A 19419-nucleotide genomic window follows, 5' to 3' on the forward strand; every position below is an offset into this window, starting at 1 on the left:
CAATGGCTAGAAAAGTAATGATCCAGATCCGACGAGGTTTGGAAAGTGCCATCGGAACACTAGCTATCGGTGAACTTGGCTATTGTACCGATACAAGCAAACTCTACATTGGTACAACAAATGGCAATGTGTTGTTGGTGGCTGCTCAAAGCGCAGGGGATATGCTTAAAAGTATTTATGATACGAACAATGACGGAAAAGTGGATTATGCAGCCAACGCTGATACAGTCCCTTGGTCCGGTGTAGCTGGGAAACCAGCAACGTATCCACCATCAACACATACGCACTCCGAATATATGAGTAAGGGTCCCGTAACATGGAACCAATTAAAGGGGGTGTGATGTTTGAGCTATGGAGAATCTTTATATAGCACTCTTCTTTTCACGGCTAATGAATTAGAGGATATTGACGATGTAAATACGGTTGATCTTATGAAATACCTACCGACATATTACAAGGGTGTTCAAGAAATAGAAGAACTGCAGCAATCATTAGGCATTGAAATATATGGCTTAACTACGAGGGTTCAAGAGGTGCTAGATCAGGCATATGTTGAAACTGCAACATGGAGCCTTGCGCGTTGGGAGGCTGAACTTGGATTAAGCTCGGATCCATCAAAGTCTTATGTCAATAGACGTGAAATGGTCAAAGCTAAAAGACGAGGAACAGGCACAACGACACCTGAAATGATTCAACGAACAGCATCGGCTTTTGCTGGTGGGGAAGTATCGGTAGAAGAAGTTCCAGGGGAATATCGATTTATCGTCCGATTCATAGGCATTCTAGGCATTCCACCGAATATGGCTGGGCTAATTCAGATACTGGATGAAATCAAGCCAGCACACTTGGCCTATGAGTTTGCTTATACGTACACATATTGGGATTCGCTTAAAGCTATAACTTGGAATAATGCCAACGCTGGAACGTGGAACGACTTAAGAACTTTTGGATAGGAGAGTGACACATGCAAACCACAGGGAATTTGGGCTTAAAGAAGCCCGAGGGGACAGATATCGTTGATATTGCCGATTTGAACGGAAATATGGATATCTTAGATACGACTGTTAATAACAAGGTTGATAAGGTCACAGGTAAACAGTTATCCACCAATGATTACACAGCAGCCGAGAAAACAAAGCTGGCGGGTATCGCAACAGGAGCAAATAACTACGCACATCCTAATCATACGGGGGATGTAACCAGTAACGGAGATGGAGTAACAGCTATTGCTCCAGGCGTGATCGTGGATGCTGATGTAAGTGCCTCCGCTGCCATTGCGTGGAGCAAACTCAATAAAACAGGTGCATCCCTGGCGGATCTGCCCACACGTTCAGCCGCAGACCTTAACAGCGGCACACTCCCAGCAGCAAGACTCCCGGCGATCTCCGGTGATATTACAATGGCAGCTGGTACGAGTTCAGCGGCAATAACTGCTGGAGTAATTGTGAATGCGGACGTAAACGCCAATGCTGCAATTGCTTTTAGTAAGATAAACTCCGCGGATTCAATCATGGATAGTGATATCTCTTCAGAAGCGTATATTAATATGAAGAAAATTGGTGCCGGTCTGGTAGATAATACGAAGCTTGGTTATCTATCAGGTGTAACTTCCGACATTCAAACGCAACTAAATAACAAAGCTTCTTTAGTTACCACACCGCAACAAACAACAGCAGATATTACCTACTACGTAAGTACAGTAGGTAATGATTCTGCCACAGGACTATCTCCAGGGACTGCATTTAAAACAATTGCTAAAGCTATTAGTATGATACCTACAGTTGTTAACCACACAGTCACTATCATGGTAACTGCGGGGACATACACTGGAGATATATACGTTGCCGGATTTTGTGGTCAGGGCACAGTAGCAATCTCAGGAGCAGCTTCTGCTGCAACTACCCACACAATAACTGGAAGTGCAATTGTAACTAGATGCTCATGTCGCGTCACTGTGATAGGCATAAATAGTACGGTAACAACTAATAAAGCTTTTGTTGCCTATAACGCAAATGAAGTGCTATTTCAGTATTGTAGGACGGATGTGTCCACTGCCCAAAGTGCTTTCTGGATTGACCATGCAAAGGCGTATGTAGTCAACTGCATAATAGTTGGTAAAACAGATACAGCTATAACTGCCTATGTTAATAGCGAGGTTCTTGTGCAGGACTGTACCGGATCAGCTAACAGGGTAGGACATAGAGCCGCATATGGCGGTAGGCTTCAGATAAGTGGTTCCTTTATCGGCTCGTCTATTAAAATGGAAACAAATGAAGGTGGGATTGTTACTGACAGCATTGGCGTTATTAACCCATGGGGAGATAATACAATGTATGCTCGAAGTGTTATGAGGGCCTCTATGGGTAGTGCAGCAACTATTGCACCGAATGCTTTCTCAAAGTTGCCGTTTAATGTAATGCATCAAGATTTTTCAAATGAATTTAATACAACTTTAAATAGATTCACAGCGAAAAAAACCGGTTGGTATTTGGTTTCTGGTTCTGTTAGTCTTGGTCCAATCGCTCCGGGGAATGCTATAAGTCTGAGTGTTTTTGTTAATGGGAATAGGGAATTGGATATCGGATCATTTTCTCCTAGTGGTGTTGCCGGTCCAGGTACAGCAACTCAGGGCGCGGCCTGCTTATACTTACCAGCCGGCGCCTTCGTAGAACTGTTCTGTTACCCCAGTATAGCAGTAACAACTTATGCTGGCTCAACACATACCCACTTCACAGTTACACAGATAGCATAAGGAGGCGACATAATGAATATTGCAGATGCTATTATTTTCATTTATCCAGAGACGATACCTTTACGAGATTTTGTTATTCAAAACAACGGTCCAGAACCTGTATTACGTCCTGGGGCAGAAGAAAAGGGACGTGTTCTCTACGAGATCAAGCCGCCAGAAAAAGGAGAGCAGCCCGTTGAGGGAATACACTACTGTTACGGCATCGACTATAATCTGCTTACCGAGGGCGAGGATTACGACCTTGTAGAGCGTGGGCCGTATATCGCCGTCTGGAATCTGGACGAGCCGCAGCCAACAGAGGAAGAGTTACAGGCCGCATGGGCGGCATATCTGGAAGCCGAGGCTAATAAACCGCCCGAATTGACGGAAACTGAGCAACTACGCGCTGATAACGCAGCTTTATTACTGGAGCTAGTGCAGACGCAGGCTAGGCAAGATCAAGCAGAACAAGATCAGGCAGCCTTACTCCTGAGCCTCGTGGAAGGAGGTGTGCTATAAATGAACTGGTACGCACTGGTTAAGCGATACTTTGACGCAGGGTTGTATACGGGAGAGCAGGTACAGGTATTTGTCACAGCAAAAAAAATCACTGCCGAACAAGCTACAGAGATTACAACCAACGCCGAATAGCAGGCGTTTTTATTTTGCCCTCGGATCTGATCTGGGGGCTATTTATATTGATCAATAGATAGAGAGGGGAGTTGTTTTATGTCAATTGGGGGAGCCAACCAAGGAGGAGGGGGCGGTGATGTAATGCCGATGCACCGATTGGAAGATGTGGAAAAGGGCTTACTCGGTCTTTCCAGTGAATTTGCACGAATATCCGCAGACCTAGCCAATACTAATGCAAAAATGAACTTACTTGAAGCAGCCGGTCTGAGACACGAAGAGAGCATTTTACAAATGGAGAAATCCACAATAAAAATGGAAGTTAAGTTTGGTGAGATCATGGGGAAATTTGATTCTCTTGAAAATAAGATATTCATGCTATTGCAGCAAGCTAATAAGGATAGTGGATCAGAGCGTAAAATGTGGCTTGATTTTGTTAAGTACATCATTGGTATTACCATTGGCGTGATTGTGGCTAACCAATTTTTAGGGAGGTAAAAATGCTTACACTAGATCAAGTAAAGAGTAAATCATCTACGAGATTGATTGGGTTGCATCCGGTAGTATTGGCTGCTGCAACAGCATTAATTGAACGCTGTTACGCTCGGGGAGTGCCTATCTTGATAACTCAAGGGTTACGTACAATTGCCGAACAAGACGCTTTATATGCACAGGGGCGCACTAAGCCTGGAAACATCGTGACCAACGCCAAGGGTGGGTCCAGTTATCATAACTTTGGACTAGCTATCGACTTCGCGTTGTTACTATCAGATGGGAAACAGGTATCATGGGATTTAAAACGTGACGGTGATGGTGACAAGGTAGATGATTGGACGGAGGTAGTTCAGGAGGCTAAAGCTCTTGGTTTTGAATGGGGTGGTGATTTTGTCTCGATTAAGGATGCACCACATTTTCAAATCACTTTTGGAATGACAACCTCACAACTACGTGCGGGTGCTAAGCCGTCAGAGATCGCTATGGCAAAAGCGACGGCTATTATAGATCGACTAAAAGGGGAGGCAGAAGAAGATATGAGTAGAATTGCAGAACTTGAAGAACAAGTGAAGGAACTATCGAAAGTCGTAACAGGCTTGACCAATAGCAAAGATGTTCTTAAAGAACAGTCTCTTAAGCAGGCGGCGGAGATTAAGGAACTGAGCACTATACTGTTGGAATTGACAAATACCAACCCTCCTGTATGGTCCAAGGAGGCTTTAGAGGCTTTTGCATGTACGCCGTCCGTCCTCAATGGCAAGCCAGTTATTGATACACCGGGATCAGCAACATATTCGGAAGCGCGGATAATTACAATTCTGTATCGGCTTGGGCTGGCAGCACAACAAAAGGGGGACAAGTAAAGTATGGACAATCAAAACTTAACGGATGTACTGGCGTTCGCTTCGGTGATCGCCGTTTTTGTGTTGGCAGGAGTGCAGTTTGTAAAGACTTTGTTTAACGTGCCTAAAAATATATTGCCCTTGATTGGATTAGTCATCGGCCTGTTGATCGGCGCAGCTGCTTATCCGTTTACAGAGTTAGGCTTAGTGCTTCGATTATGGGCAGGTGGTCTAGCTGGACTATCGGCAACGGGATTGTTTGAACTAGCGTTTAGTAAGAGGGATGGGACTACAAAAGAATAAAGTAAAATTTGAGCCAAGCTTCATACTGCTTTAAGCTAAGAGGATTATAGTAATCACATAACCCCCTTATAATATAGACCTTGACCCTACTAGACGTTGGTGGGGTCACTTTTTGCCCACTGGATTTGGAGGGCATCCCTAAAACAGCCTAAAATCATCCCTAATAACTACATTAAAACTGCTTCATACCATGAAAGAGAGTGTAATGTTAACCGAGAGGTTCGAAATTTATTTTTAAAATCTATTGTATCAAGACCAATTTTTTGAGATATTATTCCTATCTCATAGAAAATTGGAATATGTATTGGAGGATATGATAGTGCCTAGAATTTCAACTTTTGTCTACAGCGACAGTGTCAACAATGAAACAGCACCAAATGGTAATCGTTTAGTTAGTATACAAAATCCGATGTTAGTATTTAGACCGGTCTTTATCCCGAGTTTGTTTTCATTTGCAGTTACTGTCGGGATTGTTGGCGTCGGCCATTCGGAGACACACACTATTAGATTCACATTTGGTAAGATAGGGGGCGAAGAATTACTTATTGATACAGGTGTAATGCCATTACCAGCTAACTTAGAGTTAGATGAAAATGGTGCGTTACCGGTAGATCACAGGGGTTTTTTGTTTAACATGGATTTTAGAAATGTTGTATTTCATTCAGAGGGTGAATATGAATCAAATACATATTTTGACGGCGTTCTTCTGGGAACCCACCCCGTTTATGTAAAGGGTGCTGAAAGTCGTGGAATATAAAAAAGAACCTGATTATGAGCTGGTTCAGTTCAACGAAGATGTTATTCAGGGACATTTTGATTTTAGCATTAACGAAGAACATGTGAAAGTAGCTCCTTTGAATAGTTCACCTCTCGTAAGTTTTCCTATCGCTAAAACCTTAGTAACTGGAGCAATATGTACTATGGTTTTCTTTAGTGGTAGTAATAATGTGCAGAATGGGACTAATGCCTCATCAATATCAAGCTCATCCTTGGCTCCAACCTTTACAAATGGATCAAATAATTCTTCTTGGGTTTCCAGAAATAGGAAAAACGATCTAGATATTTTTATGAATTTTATCTACACTGGTAGTACAGACGGGAAAGATTTTTTGACTATAGATAAAGATGCGGCATATATTGTAGAGGGGTCCGAAGATATAGGGAGGGCGGAACAAATGCTGCAAAAGATAATTGAGAACCGTGAAATTGTTGAGAAACAAGGTATCTATGCAGGAAGTATTTTGAGTTTGCTTCTTATTTTCATGACGTTGGTAGTTCCTTCAATTACATGGAATGCCACTATTCCCGGAACCATACTTTCAATCTCTTTAACCGGGTTCATGTACTTGAGACGCTTTTCGAGGAGGTAATTGAATTTGGACCCTCAAATTATCAGTGCTGCAGCTAATATAGGGAATTCAGATACTACTAAGATTATATTTAAGCGTCTTTGGCCCACGATGATTTTCTTGGTTGTGATGTCACTTATAACTTGCGGTGCTATTTATCTATTCAATAGAAATAACGAAGTTTCTAAGTTAGTAGCTTTCTGGATTTGGTTCATTGTTCAAATTGTAGTTACTTCTTTTGGATTAAAAGCGTTTATGGCTGATGCAAGGATTTTATCAGCAAGTGACAGAATGCAAAGTCAATCATTAACAGAATAATTATATTATGAAAGAATCTCATACAATTTTGGAGAGTAACCCAGACTTTTTGTCGGCAGCATTGGTGCAGTCAATGGTATCTGTACGGTTTAGACTAGATCCCGATCCAATAGAACATTTAATGGACAAAGGCGGACTGGATGAATCGATTAAGTTATTAGGCAGTCGTTTTATTGGGAAACGGTTTGAATTTAAAGCATACATAAAGTAACCTCGCAACCTTAATTGGTTTGCGGGTTTTTTTGATTTCAAGAGAACTATCCTCACCAGTGATATAGAGCACATATACATAATGTTCCAAATCATTTATATTAATTATTCAGAGGTCGGTAAAAGCATTTTTTGGATATTAAATTAAAAATATAGGAGGATTAATCTTAATGGGGAAAAATTCGAAATTGCTTTATTGTATTTTGGGTAGTGTTATACTCGCTTTATTAAATAATCCTATCCTTAGTTACGCTAAACTTGGAATGTTCGAGAGTGGTTATGGAACAAGCAGATTTGGTGTGTTGTTAGTTTTTATTACTAATATAATTTCGTTAGTAGGATTTATACTATTAATTCTATTCTCCATTATATTAATAATCAAAAACATAAATTTTAAAGAAAAATGAAGAGATTACGTAAAAACTGGCTGGCAGATATTTATACCTAGTTGCGGACGTTCCAGTCCAGAAATGGAGCCGAGTTAGCGTTAAGGCTAATGATGCTTATTACATGAGAAGTGAATTTGAATTTAGGATAGTTTTGGCTTAAGTATGTATAACAAATACCCCGTCAACCTAAAGTGGTTGGCGGGGTATTTGTTGATCTGCTCATTAATTTACTTGAAAACGATTTCGGAGTTTCTATTACTGCTCTAAGCCTAGGTTTACATCGAACGGCACGAGTGAACATTGTGATATATCTCATAAAAGTTTAATTTTTCTTTAATTGTACGATTTCTTCATTACTATTGTTCCACTTAATTATAAGTTTTACCGAAGATTCTTCGTGTTCCATATTTTTCTCTGAAGTTGATTGAATTTGAAATGAAGTTGGATAAGTTTTATCATCGTACAGCCCTTTAGCTGTTATAACTTGCCCTGCAAACTGATAAGAGATAGCAGTTAATTCTTTCTCTTCTCCGATATATTTAATAGTGAAGTTAGTTAGTTCTGAACTTTTTTCGTTTTTTATTGTAGCGGTCCAATTAGCACTTTGTCCTTCCCAACTGAGAGTTTTATCAGAGCAACCAATCAAAAATAATAATGGCAAAAGACTTAATAAAAATAGTTTTTTCATGATGGACACCTACTTTTAATGTATTTTAATCTACTAAAATAATACAATAAATATGGAAAATATACTAGTAATACTATTTTAATGTGGTATAGTGTCTATATATCACATTAAAAGGAGGAATTTGGAAATGTTGAAAAAAAGAATTAAATTTGGAATTGTAACGCTTATTTTTTCATTGTCTTTGACTAGTGTAGGTGGTATTGTGTCAGCTAAAAGCGTAGAGAATGTTGATAATGATTTTATTCCGGAAGGCTTTATAGTAACCAAAGCTTACGATGAGACGGATTTAGATTACAATGTGAGTGAACAGAAGGCTGCTCGTTTTTTTGATAACAGTAATGAGAAGGCTTTCCTACTGTCTACGGATGGTGAAACGGAAAGTTCATTAGAAACTGAAATCCTCAAAAATGAAACACACAAGATCCGTGATATTAAAAACCTTGAAACAGGTGAAGAAAGAACACAGTATAAAACTGATGTTAGTTTGAGAGCCTTTAAGGGAGATAATAAATGGGATCCTTCCGGAGGTGTGAATCTATCCATAACGATCTATTCTAGTACCTATTATAATGACATGTATACTGGAATGGATAAAGCCTATGTCCGTTGGGACAAAGAAGATTCTACGATTTCATCTATGACTGCAGACTCGACTATCATACAGGTCGGTCCTGGAAAAAACGGAGCCGTCACGAATCAAAATTATACAAATGAGGGCAATCACCCCGGAAATCCTTGGAATATAATATCTGGAAATACATATTTATTTGAAGTCCAAAATTATAATTGGGAACCCGTATTAACTAGTGGATTAGGCACTCAAATTGGAGTGAAATTCACAACGCAACTTAAAAGAGGAAGCACGACTTGGAAATATACTTTTGGGGTAATGGTTTTAGGAACTTTCCCACAATGGCCAGAATAATGAGATTTTAATAAATGAGATTTTAATAAATGAGATTTTAAAAATTGAATGATGAACAAAAACACACTACGCTTATTAAGCTCGTAGTGTGTTTTTATATTCAAGAAGTTAACTGTGAGGTTAGACAAAACAAATTCAAAGGTTGGTCTAGAAATGACAATAACGAAAACCTCTAAGAAAAAGTAATCAAATTAATTGAATACACAAAGAAGCCCGGAGAATAATCGTGGCTCTTTTTTACATTGATTTTCGAACGTATGTTTGGTTATAATACAAACAAACGTTCTTATTTTGGAAGGCTATCAACTTGCAAATGCAGATTGGTCAAACCGTTGAAATTGTTTACTTAGATAAAGTCGGCAAGATTACTCAGCGCAAAATTGAAGTTAAAAGCATGAATGACGGCAAGATTCGCGCAACATGCTTAAATACAGGAGCGCCAAGAGTGTTTCTAATGGTAAACATATTAGCTTGGCAGCCAAGTGATAAAGGAGCAATTGCATGAAGCCATTAACGAATAAAGAAAAAGAAGTCCTTGAAGCGTTGATTAAGATGATCAAAGTCAATCACTTTCCACCTACTTTGCGGGAGCTTGCCAAGGAGGTAGGATTGTCATCTACAGCGGTAATACATGCGCACATGGAGCGCTTAGAGATCAAGGGGTACATACAGAAAGGTAAGAACATGCCACGAGCGTTGAGAGTTATTAAGGGAGTCGACGAAGACAATGAAATCACAACAGCGTAAGAAACTTGAAGGTAATGGACTATGGGAGGGAAGTCGGTTGATAATACCTGAGCATAAAAATAGGATTCTGGATGATTCGCTGAAAGAAGAGGTGCGATCAAAGCCTGATTTAGATCCCCAAGCATTAGCTGAAATCTCACAGGTATTAGCTCAATCTTTAGAGGATTGCAGTCCGATCACGATTACATTGTTTGGGGAATATGAGGACAGATCCATCCATGGAATAGTCATGAGAGTCGATCGGCAGTTGAAACAGATTAAGTTCCATCATGATGACGAGTGGGAATGGATTAAACTAGAGGAAGTTATTGAGGCAATCACTTAATCGAGTGTCGCTTTATCTCGTATTAAGCTAACGGGCAGGATTGCGTGGAGAGCCAACAAGTAAATATTTACATTTAAAACGTATGTTCTAAAATATATTATGGAACTTAATACATAGGAGGCCATGTATATGATAAATCGAATTTCAACACCATTTAGTTATTCATCTGCTGTTGCGGCTGGTGACTATGTGTTTCTCGGATTACATCGGGGTTTTGGACAGAGCTTTACAGAACAGATTCACAATACTTTCTCACACTTAAAAGAGACTCTTAATCAACTTGATGTACCACTGGATAATGTTGTTAAGGTGAATGTATACCTAAAGTACATTAAGGACTTACCTGAAATGGAACAGGTTTTTTGTGAGTATTTTGAAAAGGATAAATTCCCTGCTAGAATGACATCTACGACAGAGTTTTTTGACTCTGATTGTCTTATGATGATTGACGGAATAGCATACAAAGGATTGAACTAACGAGAAACTTTTGTTCAACGCACGAAGAAGCAGCACGCGATCCGCAGTGCTTCTTTTTCATTAAGATATAGGGCAGGATTGATTCATTGCTTCGCGAATAACTTAACTAAGGAACTAGCCCAATATGGGAGGATTAAATGAGTATAGAAGATTATAAAAATAATGATGATTTACAACTGTATGATTCAGTTATAAAAAAACTAATAGTAGACCACGAAAACAAATCGATTGAGGTTCACTTTTTAAAGGTAGTTGAGCGTGTTGACCGAGGTGAACATAATTTCACATATAAGGTTAGGGAAGCAATTTTAACTTTCTCAGGTGTCGTTTACGCTAACTTGCCTTATTGTATGGAATTTGATGAATGGAGCGAATTTTATCGTTCTGCAATTGTTAAATCCTCAAGGATGCTTGAAAGAGTCCCTGAGCGAGCAAAATCAAACAAACTACTTCAACATATTTATTTAGGAATTGATAACGGAAACGAATATAACCAACAGGATATAGTCTGTTCAAGTTATTCAATGGAATTAGGACCAAACGAATATATTCTACATGATGATTTTGAATGGTTGTACGAAGAATAAGACGAATTGCTCGTTCAACTAACGAGAAACGATAGCGTAAAGAGCAGACTGCTAATGCAATCTGCTTTTTATATTGAAGTAACGGGCAGGATAGCTCAATCGTTTCTCGAATTCTTTTTGAGATGGAGTATTTACGAACTTCGTGATTAACGTTATGCGACATACAAGCTAAAATATTTTGAAAATATATGGACGAGAAATTAATATTATACATCTAAGCAAAGAAAAGGAGATTATTTTATGAGTATTAAATTTAGAAAAGTAAGTGATTTTAACCGTGGTTTAATCTTTGAATTGTTGACAGATGCTTACTTATTTGATTGTAGATATGAACAAAATTGTAGTGCGGATTGGCAGAAATTTGATAATTTCTTCTTTGATAATTTACAGATTGCAGATGAATGTGGGTTTATTACTACATTAAACGGTGAAGCAATTGGTTTTGTTTCATGGGACCCAAGAAATGTACCTGATTATGTGGAAATCGGACATAATTGTATTGCTACAAAACAAAAAAGCAATGGTTATGGTAAAATGCAGCTTCAAGAAGCTGTTAATAGAATCATAAAAAATGATGTTAGGAAAATTGTTGTAACTACTAATATCGACTTTATACCTGCTCAAAAAATGTATGAGAGTGTTGGATTCAAAATACATAAAAAAAGAAAAGTTGAGGGTTTTGTTAGAGAACATATAGATTATGTATATTCTTTAGAAGGTAGGAACTACAAATAACACCATAATCACGCATCGGAACATTCGGTAAAATTCATTACGCTAACGGGAAACGATAGCTCAATAAAGACAATAAGACCCTAAAACAATTATCTAATTAAAATGCCTCATCAGTATAATCACTGATGAGGCATTTTAATTAGATAATTTATACCTCCATTTCTTCCCATCCTGGTGGTAATGGATCCTCAGGTGCAGGTTCCAGATATTCAGGTAGTTCACTAATAAGTAATGGCTCGCCAATATCGAGCAAGACAGTTTGTGTTCCTTTAGCTATAACAATACCGATCTTGCCAATATGGAAACCGTCTTTGACACGTACGCGAAGTCCAAGCGTTAACTCTTCGATTTTCACTTCTTCCATCCCCTAAGGCAAATTTTCCTTACTTCGTAGTATTAATTGTCGTTGTTATATGAATATGGTCTTAACTGTTAAAGTCTGTATTTAATTACCGATAGACGTTTCGACATATAGCGACAGTAAATTCCAATAAACGGCTTTAAAATGATTTAGGAGCAATATGCTCCCAATTGAAGTAGGGAAGTGCGGATTTCCGCACAGCCTACTCCTTGTTGTCTTGTACAACAATCCATTCGTGTAAATCTTCCATTCTGCAATCAAATATGAGAGATGCTGCATACTCATCTTCTGGCTTCATCACTCTCTCATTATTGCAAAAATGGGAGATGATACGTTTGGGCCGACCGGATCGTTTGGCGTACTCTGCTTGAGTCCAGCCTTTACTGTCGATCCAATCTTGGAGTAGACACCTTCCGCGAGTTACGCGCAAGCTGCCATGACTCCTTTCAGTTTAGGTTGCTGTTCGAGCGAATTATACCACAATACATAATGAGAGGAGTAATGAAATTGGTTAAAACTGTTTGTGCAATTGATATCTATGCTTTAGGGAAGATTAAAGCGGACACTGCTTTTGTTCTTTGGCAACTTCAGACAGACAATACTTATTCAAATGAAAGCGCGGCGAGTGATATCGAGAATATTGTCAGAGAGATTATTGAATTTGAATTCAACCTCAATGAAAAATTTCTATTTGAGTCCAAAAATAATGAACTAATTCCTGCCCCTTTTTTGCCCCCTCGATAATGAAATGATATGAATCTGCATGACATGACGTCTGCTATTTATAATAGAAGAAACACGATTTGAATAGATGTGAAAGCCAAAAATAATTAAGTTCGAGATGGAAGGTTCTATCGGTTAATTAGAGCGCTTATGAATGGAGGCTTGTCCTCCCAACGCTTATATTTCTTCAAAGCATCCGTAGATATTTTTCTACGGATGCTTTTTTATTGGCACAATTGAAAAAATCCCCGAATGCTCCGGGGACACACCTTTAATATTTTCAATTATCCATTTCCGGCAACGGCAATTCCACTGAAGGATCTGGCTCCCAGAGATGCCGTTCTAATCGCTGATGCTACAATGGTGTATTGGATCTGGCCGGTAAGCACATCGGTTGAAGGCGGATAGTCGACAGCGGTGATTCCAACCATTTCATATTGGGTCGTTGTATTATTAATGTTTCCGGGGTAAGTTGTACTAAAAATTAATATATTATTGCGGTAAATACTAAAAGTAACATCATTCTGAACTATAATGCTGACATCAACACTAAGTCTGGCAAAAGCATTCAATGTGACTCTCACTAAGCCTGCATTTGCAGGTGTAACATTTACTGTCTGAAGTCCAATGTCACCGAAAATTGCACTTGAACGAACTAAATTAAGACTTTGTGCATCCATAGTGCTGCCCTGTGAAATTCGCATATCAAGAAACTGTATACTCATCCTATTCACCTAACCTCTCATTGTAGATTTTATATTTTATGAGAGAAAAAATAGAATGGTGTGTAAGATACAAACAGATAGCGGGTTGATTATATGAAACGCTGCTAAAACCCAATTATAAACAGAACCCCCGCCAATCACTTGGCGGGGGTTTTTATATGGTATAGGCTACTGTTTTGCCAGATCATTCACTTCTTTACTAAAAGCCTCTGAATATTGATTAAATTTACCTGCATCAAGTTTTAAGCTGTTATCGTTTGCTTTTGGAGGTGTCTCCTGGATCTGTTTATATAAAAGATCAATTTCTGGGGAAAGCTTGGCCCATATTTTTTTTATAGAATCATACTTAGTATCTAACTCGTTCATATATGTATCGTATTCTTTTTTCTCTTCCATGGCTTTGCCAAGCTGTTCGATCGTAAAGTCAATGTCCATGCTCGCTCCTGTACTGCTTGTACCACTTCTAGTGTATGAGATAACATCTACAAACCCAACATTCCAAATGTCAGCAATAACAAAATTGCTTATTTCTCTTAGCATTTTTTCAGGTGAGGGTGCTGTATCAGTTTTTGAGGAGATTTCCCCGAAATTAAACAAGTTTTTAGATTCGTTGATCGCTGTGTTTGCGTCCGTAGGGTTATTGTTATTTGTATTGCTACACCCTGAAAGAAGGATAATGGCGATAATACAAGATAAAACAAGCTGCTTTTTCAATATAGTTCCCCTCCATAATATAAGTAAAAAGTGTTGTATTACTATATTACGGTAAATTGTGGTAAAAGTTTTACATCTGAAGCAAATTTAAGACGGCGAAAAAGTGAACTCTTCGTATCCCGGAATAAATTCCAATAATTATGCAAAAAACCGAATAAAGGTCCTCCTAATATTACACGATGATTACAATAATCCTGTAGATTCTTAATTCATCAGGATTAAGGAGGAAACACGAGCATTTTAAGATAACGAGGGTCCTTTATATCATGTAGATGCTGCTTTTTTCCGAAATAACCGCAAAAACGCGCAATTCTCCCCTTTGCCGCATTAAATTATGGATGATACACTGCTTAAAGTCACTAAATTGTAAGCGCTAAAAAAAGCTAGCTTACGATGTAACATTTGCTTTATACAAAAAAATGCTTACTAAGTAAGCCTTAAGGAGGAGAGATATGGATGTTCTCAGGCAACTGCGCGGTTATTATCGGGAGAAGCTGCATTTTCTGATTCTTTCGATTATATGTTTGGCCGCTGCAACTGCAGTGGGGCTGATTACCCCCAATTTGTTAAGAAAGCTGATCGATGATGTTATTGTGCCACTTAAGTTTACAGAGGTGCCAGTGCTCGCATTGAGCGTGTTAGCTGTAGTAATAGTAAAAGCATGCCTGCAGTTTGCACATGGATTTTTTGGAGGACGGCTAGGTAACTTTCTTGCATACCGGCTGCGTAATGCTTGTTATGAGAAGCTGCAATTCCTATCTTTCCGTTATTATGATACCGCGAAAACGGGAGATTTGATGTCCCGGCTAACCGGAGATTTGGAAGCGATTCGTAACTTTATCGGTTTCGGTTTTGCTCAGCTGCTGAATGTCTTTTTTATGGTCATTTTTGGTTCGATTATGATGTTCTCACTCAATTGGCAGCTTACTCTAGTAACTTTGATTACGATGCCAATCCTGGCGTTTATTGCGCTAAAATTCGAGTCTAAGATTCACCCGGCCTTTCAAGAGATGCGTCTTGCACTCAGTTCTCTGACAACGGCTGTACAGGAGAATATCACGGGTGTGCGCACCGTCAAATCATTTGCGAGAGAGGCTCATGAAGTAGAGAAATTCTCACACCGCAACGAACGTTATAAGAATAACCAGATTTTTGCCGCTGAGCTCTGGAGTAAGTTTTTTCCGGCGATGGAGTTTTTAGCATCGATCAGTGCAGCTATTCTGCTTGGAGTAGGCGGAACGTTAGTTATTAAGGGGAAAATGTCACTAGGCGAACTGGTTGCTTTTTTCAGCTTAATTTGGTACATCATTGGACCGATTTGGGGTCTTGGATTCCATATTAATAACTATACACAGTCCAAAGCATCGGGAGAACGTGTATTGGAAGTACTTAATCAGAATATTGATGTGAAGGATAAAGAGAACGCCCGTGAACTGGTACCTTCTGAGGTTAAGGGAGATGTAGCGTTTAATCACGTCACATTTGCTTATGGGAACAAAATGCCTGCGGTTACAGACATTGATTTTGAGGCCAAATCTGGTGCGGTTATAGGGTTCCTTGGAGGTACGGGCTCTGGTAAATCGACCATTACACAGCTGATGATGCGTGCTTATGACGTTAATGAAGGCAGCATCACACTGGATGGGATGGACATCAGAGAATACAATGTTCGCAGCTTGCGTTCACAGATCGCGACGGTCTTTCAGGAGACCTTCCTGTTCTCCTCCTCAATTCGCAACAACATCTCCTATGGGTTGAAGAATGTAAGCATGGAAGAAATTATCCGAGCTGCACAACTTGCCAAAGCCCATGATTTCATCATGGAGATGGAAGACGGTTATGACACTGTGGTGGGTGAGCGCGGAATGGGTCTTTCCGGTGGACAAAAGCAACGGATTGCCATCGCTAGAGCGCTGCTTAAGAATCCGCGGATTCTTATCCTCGATGATGCGACCAGTGCAGTCGATATGGAGACGGAGCACGAGATTCAAGCCGGATTCCAAGAGGTCATGAAGGGGCGCACTACACTTATTATTGCCCATCGGATCTCCTCCTTGCGCCATGCGGATCAGATTATCGTCATGAACGAAGGTCATGTGCAGCAGCGTGGTACCCATAAAGAGCTAATTGAAGTGCCGGGTCCTTATCAGGATGTATACCGGATACAGTATGCTGATTATCTGGCCAGAGCGACCGGAAGAGGGGAGGAGTGAGGCATATGAAACTTGAAGCCAAACCAATGACCGCTACGGGAGCAAAAAATAAAGCAGCCGAGCAGCAAGAACTGGATGAACGTTTTGTATATAAAGATGATGATGTCATCGATAAGGCTTTTGACTGGAAGCAATTCACCAGACTGTTCGGGTACATGAAGCCTTATGCAAAGCAGATGCTTCCATTGGTGTCCATCATGATGATTCTGGGAACCATCACGAAGTTGACCGTCCCGTTCCTAACAAGTTTAGCCATTGACCGTGCAATTGCGCCAAAGGTAGGGAATCCCAGCTTATCACTGCTTTATTCGCTTACAGCAGGGGTAATCGTCTTATATCTGATTCAATGGATTGCGGGAGTATACCGGATTAAATACACGAACATCATAGGCCAAAGAGTGATTTATGATTTGCGCTCAGATTTGTTCAAGCATATTCAGAAGCTCTCCTTTAACTTCTTTGATAAACGTCCGGCAGGCTCGGTATTAGTACGGGTAACCAATGATATCAACTCTCTGCAGGATCTGTTCACAAACGGGGTTGTCAATCTGATGATTGACTGCGTGCAGCTTATGGGGATTACCATTATTCTGCTAGTGATTAACTGGAAGCTAGGTCTTGCAGTAATGGTTACGGTTCCGATTATGTTCTTTGTTTCAACTAAGCTGCGCCAAAAGATTCGGATCGCTTGGCAGGATGTGCGGATGAAGAACTCCAGAATTAATTCTCATTTAAATGAATCGATTCAGGGAATCAGAGTCACACAAGCCTACACCCAAGAACAAGAAAATATGAATTATTTCGATGTTATGAATACCGACAGCAAAAAATCCTGGAACAAAGCCTCTGCGATGAACCAGGCGTTCGGTCCGATTATTGAGGTCACAGGTGGTTTTGGAACAATGATCCTCTTTTGGCTGGGGGCTTATCTGATCCAATCTGGAGAACTCACAGTAGGTATGCTGGTAGCATTCAGTTCTTATGTCAGCAACTTCTGGGACCCGATTAATCGCCTTGGGCAGATGTACAATCAGCTGCTTGTGGCAATGGCTTCCTCGGAACGGATCTTTGAATATTTGGATGAGCAACCGGCGGTGCAAGATAATCCTGGTGCTAAGCCAATGGGAACGATTCGTGGGGATATTAACTTTGAAAAGGTCATTTTTGAATATGAAAAAGGCCGGGCTGCACTAAAAGGTATTGATCTGGATGTTCAAGCAGGACAGTCGATCGCGCTCGTAGGTCATACAGGTTCTGGTAAAAGTACGATCATTAACCTGATTGGCCGGTTCTATGATATTAAGAGCGGCCGAATCACGATAGACGGTGAAGATATCCGCGGGGTTACGTTAGACAGCCTGCGAAGGCAGATCGGAATCGTACTGCAAGATACCTTTATTTTCTCGGGAACGATTCGGGATAATATCCGTTTTGGCCGTCTGGAGGCTACAGATGAAGAAGTGGAAAATGCCGCAAAAGCCGTGGATGCCCATGACTTTATTATGAAGCTGCCCGGAGGGTATGAGACTGAGGTGGAAGAGCGCGGTAGCGCATTGTCGATGGGACAACGTCAGCTGCTCTCCTTCGCCCGGGCGCTTTTGGCAAATCCGCGGATACTAATCCTGGATGAGGCAACTGCCAGCATTGATACGGAGACGGAGCTGAAGATCCAGGAGGCACTCAAAATCCTGCTTCAAGGCCGAACCTCCTTTATCGTAGCGCACAGACTCTCTACCATCCGTCATGCGGATAAAATAGTCGTCCTCGATCACGGAGAGATTAAAGAAGAAGGAAACCATCATGAGTTGACATCCCGTGATGGGGTATACAACGGTCTGATCGAAGCGCAATTCCGTTTCCTATAGACCGACAGAACAGAACATAGCGGAACAGAACACAACACAACAAAACAGAACAGAACAGAACAACAGCTCATTCCAGTTGCTTAGGCAACTGCGGGGTGGGCTGTTTTTTATAGGGATATAGTGATTAAGGTGGTCGGGGCTTGGTGGATCAGAGTAGAGTGGAATATGGCAGAGGTATTACGGAACAAGGCAACCGAAGAACGGAAGAACGGAAGAACGGAAGAACATCAGAAAGGAAGAACAGCAGAATGGAAGAACAGCAGAACGGAAGCACGGAAGCACGGCAGAACGGAAGAACATAATGCAGCAGGGTAAGATTTCTATGATTCAGTTACTTGGGGCGTTTGGATACCCTGCCCGTCACACGCAGCTCAAACATTTGTGCACAAATATCTTGATGCCATTGTAGATCAGCTGTCTGTTCCGCTAATAGGATTTCATTTTGTAATCGGGCCATCTCATAGCAGTAGGTAGCATTAATTTGCAGGCACTGCTGTTGCTCCGTTTCCTCAGCAGCAGTAAGCTGCCGTCTACGGCTCAGGGTGAACAACTCGGCAAGGCGTTCATGGACAGGAAGCATGCTTTTTTCCTCCTATAGCAATTTAAAACCACATATTAGTCTCGCCATTAGAAGAGGAATTCAAACGTTACGTTAGATAATTAAATTGAGGGGCCTTACTATGTTGAGGGTAGGAGGAACTATCTTCGAAGTCAGAAGGAAACAATAGAGGTGAGAGAGGTGAGAGAGGTGAAAATCGAGGAATGTTGAGGAGTAATCTGGAAACCAATCTTTAGTTGCAGTTTGTACAATAGAAACCATCATTCTCGTTATAAAAATACTGTTAATTGCACTTTGTGCAGCTATTTTCGAGAAATGTGCTTATAAAGAGCATTTTCCTTAATTCTAGTTGCACAAAGTACAACTAAATCAGAATTTGGCTTGCTAGACGTGGATTTAGTTGCACAAAGTACAACTAAATCAGAATTCAGCTCGCAAGACGTGGATTTTGTTGCACAAATTACAACTAAATCACCATTCAGCTCGTTAGACGTGGATTCTGCTGCAC

The 19419-nt window shown here is 40.3% G+C and carries 28 protein-coding genes; 22 read left to right on the top strand and 6 right to left on the bottom strand.

The features are described from left to right. Nucleotides 1–2: 2 nt before the first annotated feature. The 11 genes from NSQ91_RS09095 to NSQ91_RS09145 all read left to right on the top strand — a co-directional run bounded on the left by NSQ91_RS09095 (nucleotide 3) and on the right by NSQ91_RS09145 (nucleotide 6668). Entirely contained in the window at nucleotides 3–341 is a 339-nt protein-coding gene (locus tag NSQ91_RS09095) for a hyaluronate lyase N-terminal domain-containing protein (RefSeq protein WP_076303933.1), read from the top strand. Nucleotides 342–344: 3 nt separating this feature from the next. After that, nucleotides 345–953, top strand: a complete 609-nt coding sequence (locus tag NSQ91_RS09100; RefSeq protein ID WP_076144338.1) for a putative phage tail protein — start codon at nucleotides 345–347, stop codon at nucleotides 951–953. A gap of 11 nt (nucleotides 954–964) precedes the next feature. Further along, the gene (locus NSQ91_RS09105; protein ID WP_340917461.1) at nucleotides 965–2752 is read left to right on the top strand and encodes a hypothetical protein; all 1788 of its coding nucleotides are present in this window, start codon (nucleotides 965–967) and stop codon (nucleotides 2750–2752) included. 12 nt (nucleotides 2753–2764) lie between these two features. Continuing rightward, nucleotides 2765–3250: an XkdW family protein gene (locus NSQ91_RS09110; protein WP_076303935.1), complete on the top strand. Its 486-nt coding sequence runs from the start codon at nucleotides 2765–2767 to the stop codon at nucleotides 3248–3250. Continuing rightward, nucleotides 3251–3382: an XkdX family protein gene (locus tag NSQ91_RS09115; RefSeq protein WP_076138696.1), complete on the top strand. Its 132-nt coding sequence runs from the start codon at nucleotides 3251–3253 to the stop codon at nucleotides 3380–3382. Nucleotides 3383–3460: 78 nt separating this feature from the next. Beyond that, nucleotides 3461–3859: a hypothetical protein gene (locus tag NSQ91_RS09120; RefSeq protein ID WP_076297422.1), complete on the top strand. Its 399-nt coding sequence runs from the start codon at nucleotides 3461–3463 to the stop codon at nucleotides 3857–3859. Between the two features lie 2 nt (nucleotides 3860–3861). Further along, on the top strand, nucleotides 3862–4719 hold the full coding sequence (locus NSQ91_RS09125; protein WP_076303936.1) for a M15 family metallopeptidase: 858 nt from the start codon (nucleotides 3862–3864) through the stop codon (nucleotides 4717–4719). Between the two features lie 3 nt (nucleotides 4720–4722). Continuing rightward, on the top strand, nucleotides 4723–5001 hold the full coding sequence (locus tag NSQ91_RS09130) for a holin (RefSeq protein ID WP_076303937.1): 279 nt from the start codon (nucleotides 4723–4725) through the stop codon (nucleotides 4999–5001). Between the two features lie 319 nt (nucleotides 5002–5320). Continuing rightward, nucleotides 5321–5758 carry a hypothetical protein gene (locus NSQ91_RS09135; RefSeq protein WP_076303938.1) on the top strand — a complete coding sequence of 146 codons (438 nt, stop codon included), beginning with the start codon at nucleotides 5321–5323 and terminating at the stop codon, nucleotides 5756–5758. Further along, nucleotides 5748–6371, top strand: a complete 624-nt coding sequence (locus tag NSQ91_RS09140; protein ID WP_076303939.1) for a hypothetical protein — start codon at nucleotides 5748–5750, stop codon at nucleotides 6369–6371. The genes NSQ91_RS09135 and NSQ91_RS09140 overlap by 11 nt, the downstream gene beginning before the upstream one ends. Nucleotides 6372–6377: 6 nt before the next feature. After that, a complete protein-coding gene (locus NSQ91_RS09145; protein WP_076303940.1) occupies nucleotides 6378–6668 on the top strand; it encodes a hypothetical protein in 291 nt (96 codons plus the stop codon). Nucleotides 6669–7589: 921 nt separating this feature from the next. On the opposite strand, the gene NSQ91_RS09150 is transcribed toward NSQ91_RS09145, so the two are convergent. Continuing rightward, the gene (locus NSQ91_RS09150) at nucleotides 7590–7955 is read right to left on the bottom strand and encodes a hypothetical protein (protein WP_076220718.1); all 366 of its coding nucleotides are present in this window, start codon (nucleotides 7953–7955) and stop codon (nucleotides 7590–7592) included. A 127-nt stretch (nucleotides 7956–8082) separates the two neighbouring features. Between NSQ91_RS09150 and NSQ91_RS09155 the strand changes: the two genes are divergently transcribed. The 7 genes from NSQ91_RS09155 to NSQ91_RS09185 all read left to right on the top strand — a co-directional run bounded on the left by NSQ91_RS09155 (nucleotide 8083) and on the right by NSQ91_RS09185 (nucleotide 11751). Then, the gene (locus NSQ91_RS09155; protein ID WP_076303942.1) at nucleotides 8083–8880 is read left to right on the top strand and encodes a hypothetical protein; all 798 of its coding nucleotides are present in this window, start codon (nucleotides 8083–8085) and stop codon (nucleotides 8878–8880) included. 313 nt (nucleotides 8881–9193) lie between these two features. Further along, complete coding sequence (locus NSQ91_RS09160) at nucleotides 9194–9385, top strand: hypothetical protein (protein WP_076303973.1); 192 nt, start codon at nucleotides 9194–9196, stop codon at nucleotides 9383–9385. Beyond that, nucleotides 9382–9627 carry a LexA family protein gene (locus NSQ91_RS09165; protein WP_076303943.1) on the top strand — a complete coding sequence of 82 codons (246 nt, stop codon included), beginning with the start codon at nucleotides 9382–9384 and terminating at the stop codon, nucleotides 9625–9627. Before NSQ91_RS09160 ends, NSQ91_RS09165 begins: the two co-directional genes overlap by 4 nt. Further along, complete coding sequence (locus tag NSQ91_RS09170) at nucleotides 9608–9952, top strand: YolD-like family protein (protein ID WP_076303944.1); 345 nt, start codon at nucleotides 9608–9610, stop codon at nucleotides 9950–9952. Before NSQ91_RS09165 ends, NSQ91_RS09170 begins: the two co-directional genes overlap by 20 nt. A gap of 129 nt (nucleotides 9953–10081) precedes the next feature. Then, nucleotides 10082–10429: a RidA family protein gene (locus tag NSQ91_RS09175; RefSeq protein WP_036684125.1), complete on the top strand. Its 348-nt coding sequence runs from the start codon at nucleotides 10082–10084 to the stop codon at nucleotides 10427–10429. A gap of 137 nt (nucleotides 10430–10566) precedes the next feature. Beyond that, complete coding sequence (locus NSQ91_RS09180; protein ID WP_036684122.1) at nucleotides 10567–11016, top strand: hypothetical protein; 450 nt, start codon at nucleotides 10567–10569, stop codon at nucleotides 11014–11016. A 240-nt stretch (nucleotides 11017–11256) separates the two neighbouring features. Continuing rightward, complete coding sequence (locus NSQ91_RS09185; protein WP_036684115.1) at nucleotides 11257–11751, top strand: GNAT family N-acetyltransferase; 495 nt, start codon at nucleotides 11257–11259, stop codon at nucleotides 11749–11751. A gap of 148 nt (nucleotides 11752–11899) precedes the next feature. Here NSQ91_RS09185 and NSQ91_RS09190 read toward each other — a convergent pair whose 3' ends face one another. Together NSQ91_RS09190 and NSQ91_RS09195 are read right to left on the bottom strand one after the other, a co-directional pair. Next, the gene (locus tag NSQ91_RS09190) at nucleotides 11900–12106 is read right to left on the bottom strand and encodes a hypothetical protein (RefSeq protein ID WP_076303945.1); all 207 of its coding nucleotides are present in this window, start codon (nucleotides 12104–12106) and stop codon (nucleotides 11900–11902) included. Between the two features lie 208 nt (nucleotides 12107–12314). After that, the gene (locus NSQ91_RS09195) at nucleotides 12315–12542 is read right to left on the bottom strand and encodes a helix-turn-helix domain-containing protein (RefSeq protein ID WP_076144367.1); all 228 of its coding nucleotides are present in this window, start codon (nucleotides 12540–12542) and stop codon (nucleotides 12315–12317) included. A gap of 77 nt (nucleotides 12543–12619) precedes the next feature. Here NSQ91_RS09195 and NSQ91_RS09200 point away from each other — a divergent pair, with 77 nt between their 5' ends. Beyond that, the gene (locus NSQ91_RS09200) at nucleotides 12620–12856 is read left to right on the top strand and encodes a hypothetical protein (RefSeq protein WP_076303946.1); all 237 of its coding nucleotides are present in this window, start codon (nucleotides 12620–12622) and stop codon (nucleotides 12854–12856) included. 263 nt (nucleotides 12857–13119) lie between these two features. Here NSQ91_RS09200 and NSQ91_RS09205 read toward each other — a convergent pair whose 3' ends face one another. Together NSQ91_RS09205 and NSQ91_RS09210 are read right to left on the bottom strand one after the other, a co-directional pair. Next, nucleotides 13120–13560, bottom strand: coding sequence for a hypothetical protein (locus NSQ91_RS09205; RefSeq protein WP_076191066.1), 441 nt, complete (start codon nucleotides 13558–13560; stop codon nucleotides 13120–13122). A gap of 168 nt (nucleotides 13561–13728) precedes the next feature. Beyond that, a complete protein-coding gene (locus NSQ91_RS09210) occupies nucleotides 13729–14274 on the bottom strand; it encodes a hypothetical protein (protein ID WP_076191068.1) in 546 nt (181 codons plus the stop codon). 452 nt (nucleotides 14275–14726) lie between these two features. Between NSQ91_RS09210 and NSQ91_RS09215 the strand changes: the two genes are divergently transcribed. From NSQ91_RS09215 to NSQ91_RS09225, 3 genes are all read left to right on the top strand, one after another. Further along, nucleotides 14727–16487 (top strand): ABC transporter ATP-binding protein, encoded by a 1761-nt coding sequence (locus NSQ91_RS09215; RefSeq protein ID WP_036684103.1) that lies wholly within the window; start codon nucleotides 14727–14729, stop codon nucleotides 16485–16487. 26 nt (nucleotides 16488–16513) lie between these two features. Further along, on the top strand, nucleotides 16514–18352 hold the full coding sequence (locus NSQ91_RS09220) for an ABC transporter ATP-binding protein (RefSeq protein WP_172628886.1): 1839 nt from the start codon (nucleotides 16514–16516) through the stop codon (nucleotides 18350–18352). Nucleotides 18353–18495: 143 nt separating this feature from the next. Next, nucleotides 18496–18654, top strand: coding sequence for a hypothetical protein (locus tag NSQ91_RS09225; protein ID WP_340917478.1), 159 nt, complete (start codon nucleotides 18496–18498; stop codon nucleotides 18652–18654). 29 nt (nucleotides 18655–18683) lie between these two features. On the opposite strand, the gene NSQ91_RS09230 is transcribed toward NSQ91_RS09225, so the two are convergent. Further along, the gene (locus NSQ91_RS09230) at nucleotides 18684–18932 is read right to left on the bottom strand and encodes a DUF7667 family protein (protein WP_076124783.1); all 249 of its coding nucleotides are present in this window, start codon (nucleotides 18930–18932) and stop codon (nucleotides 18684–18686) included. Nucleotides 18933–19419: the final 487 nt, after the last annotated feature.

Origin of the sequence: Paenibacillus sp. FSL R7-0048 (assembly GCF_038004505.1) — a bacterium.
GTDB classification, from domain to species: Bacteria; Bacillota; Bacilli; order Paenibacillales; family Paenibacillaceae; genus Paenibacillus_AQ; species Paenibacillus_AQ odorifer.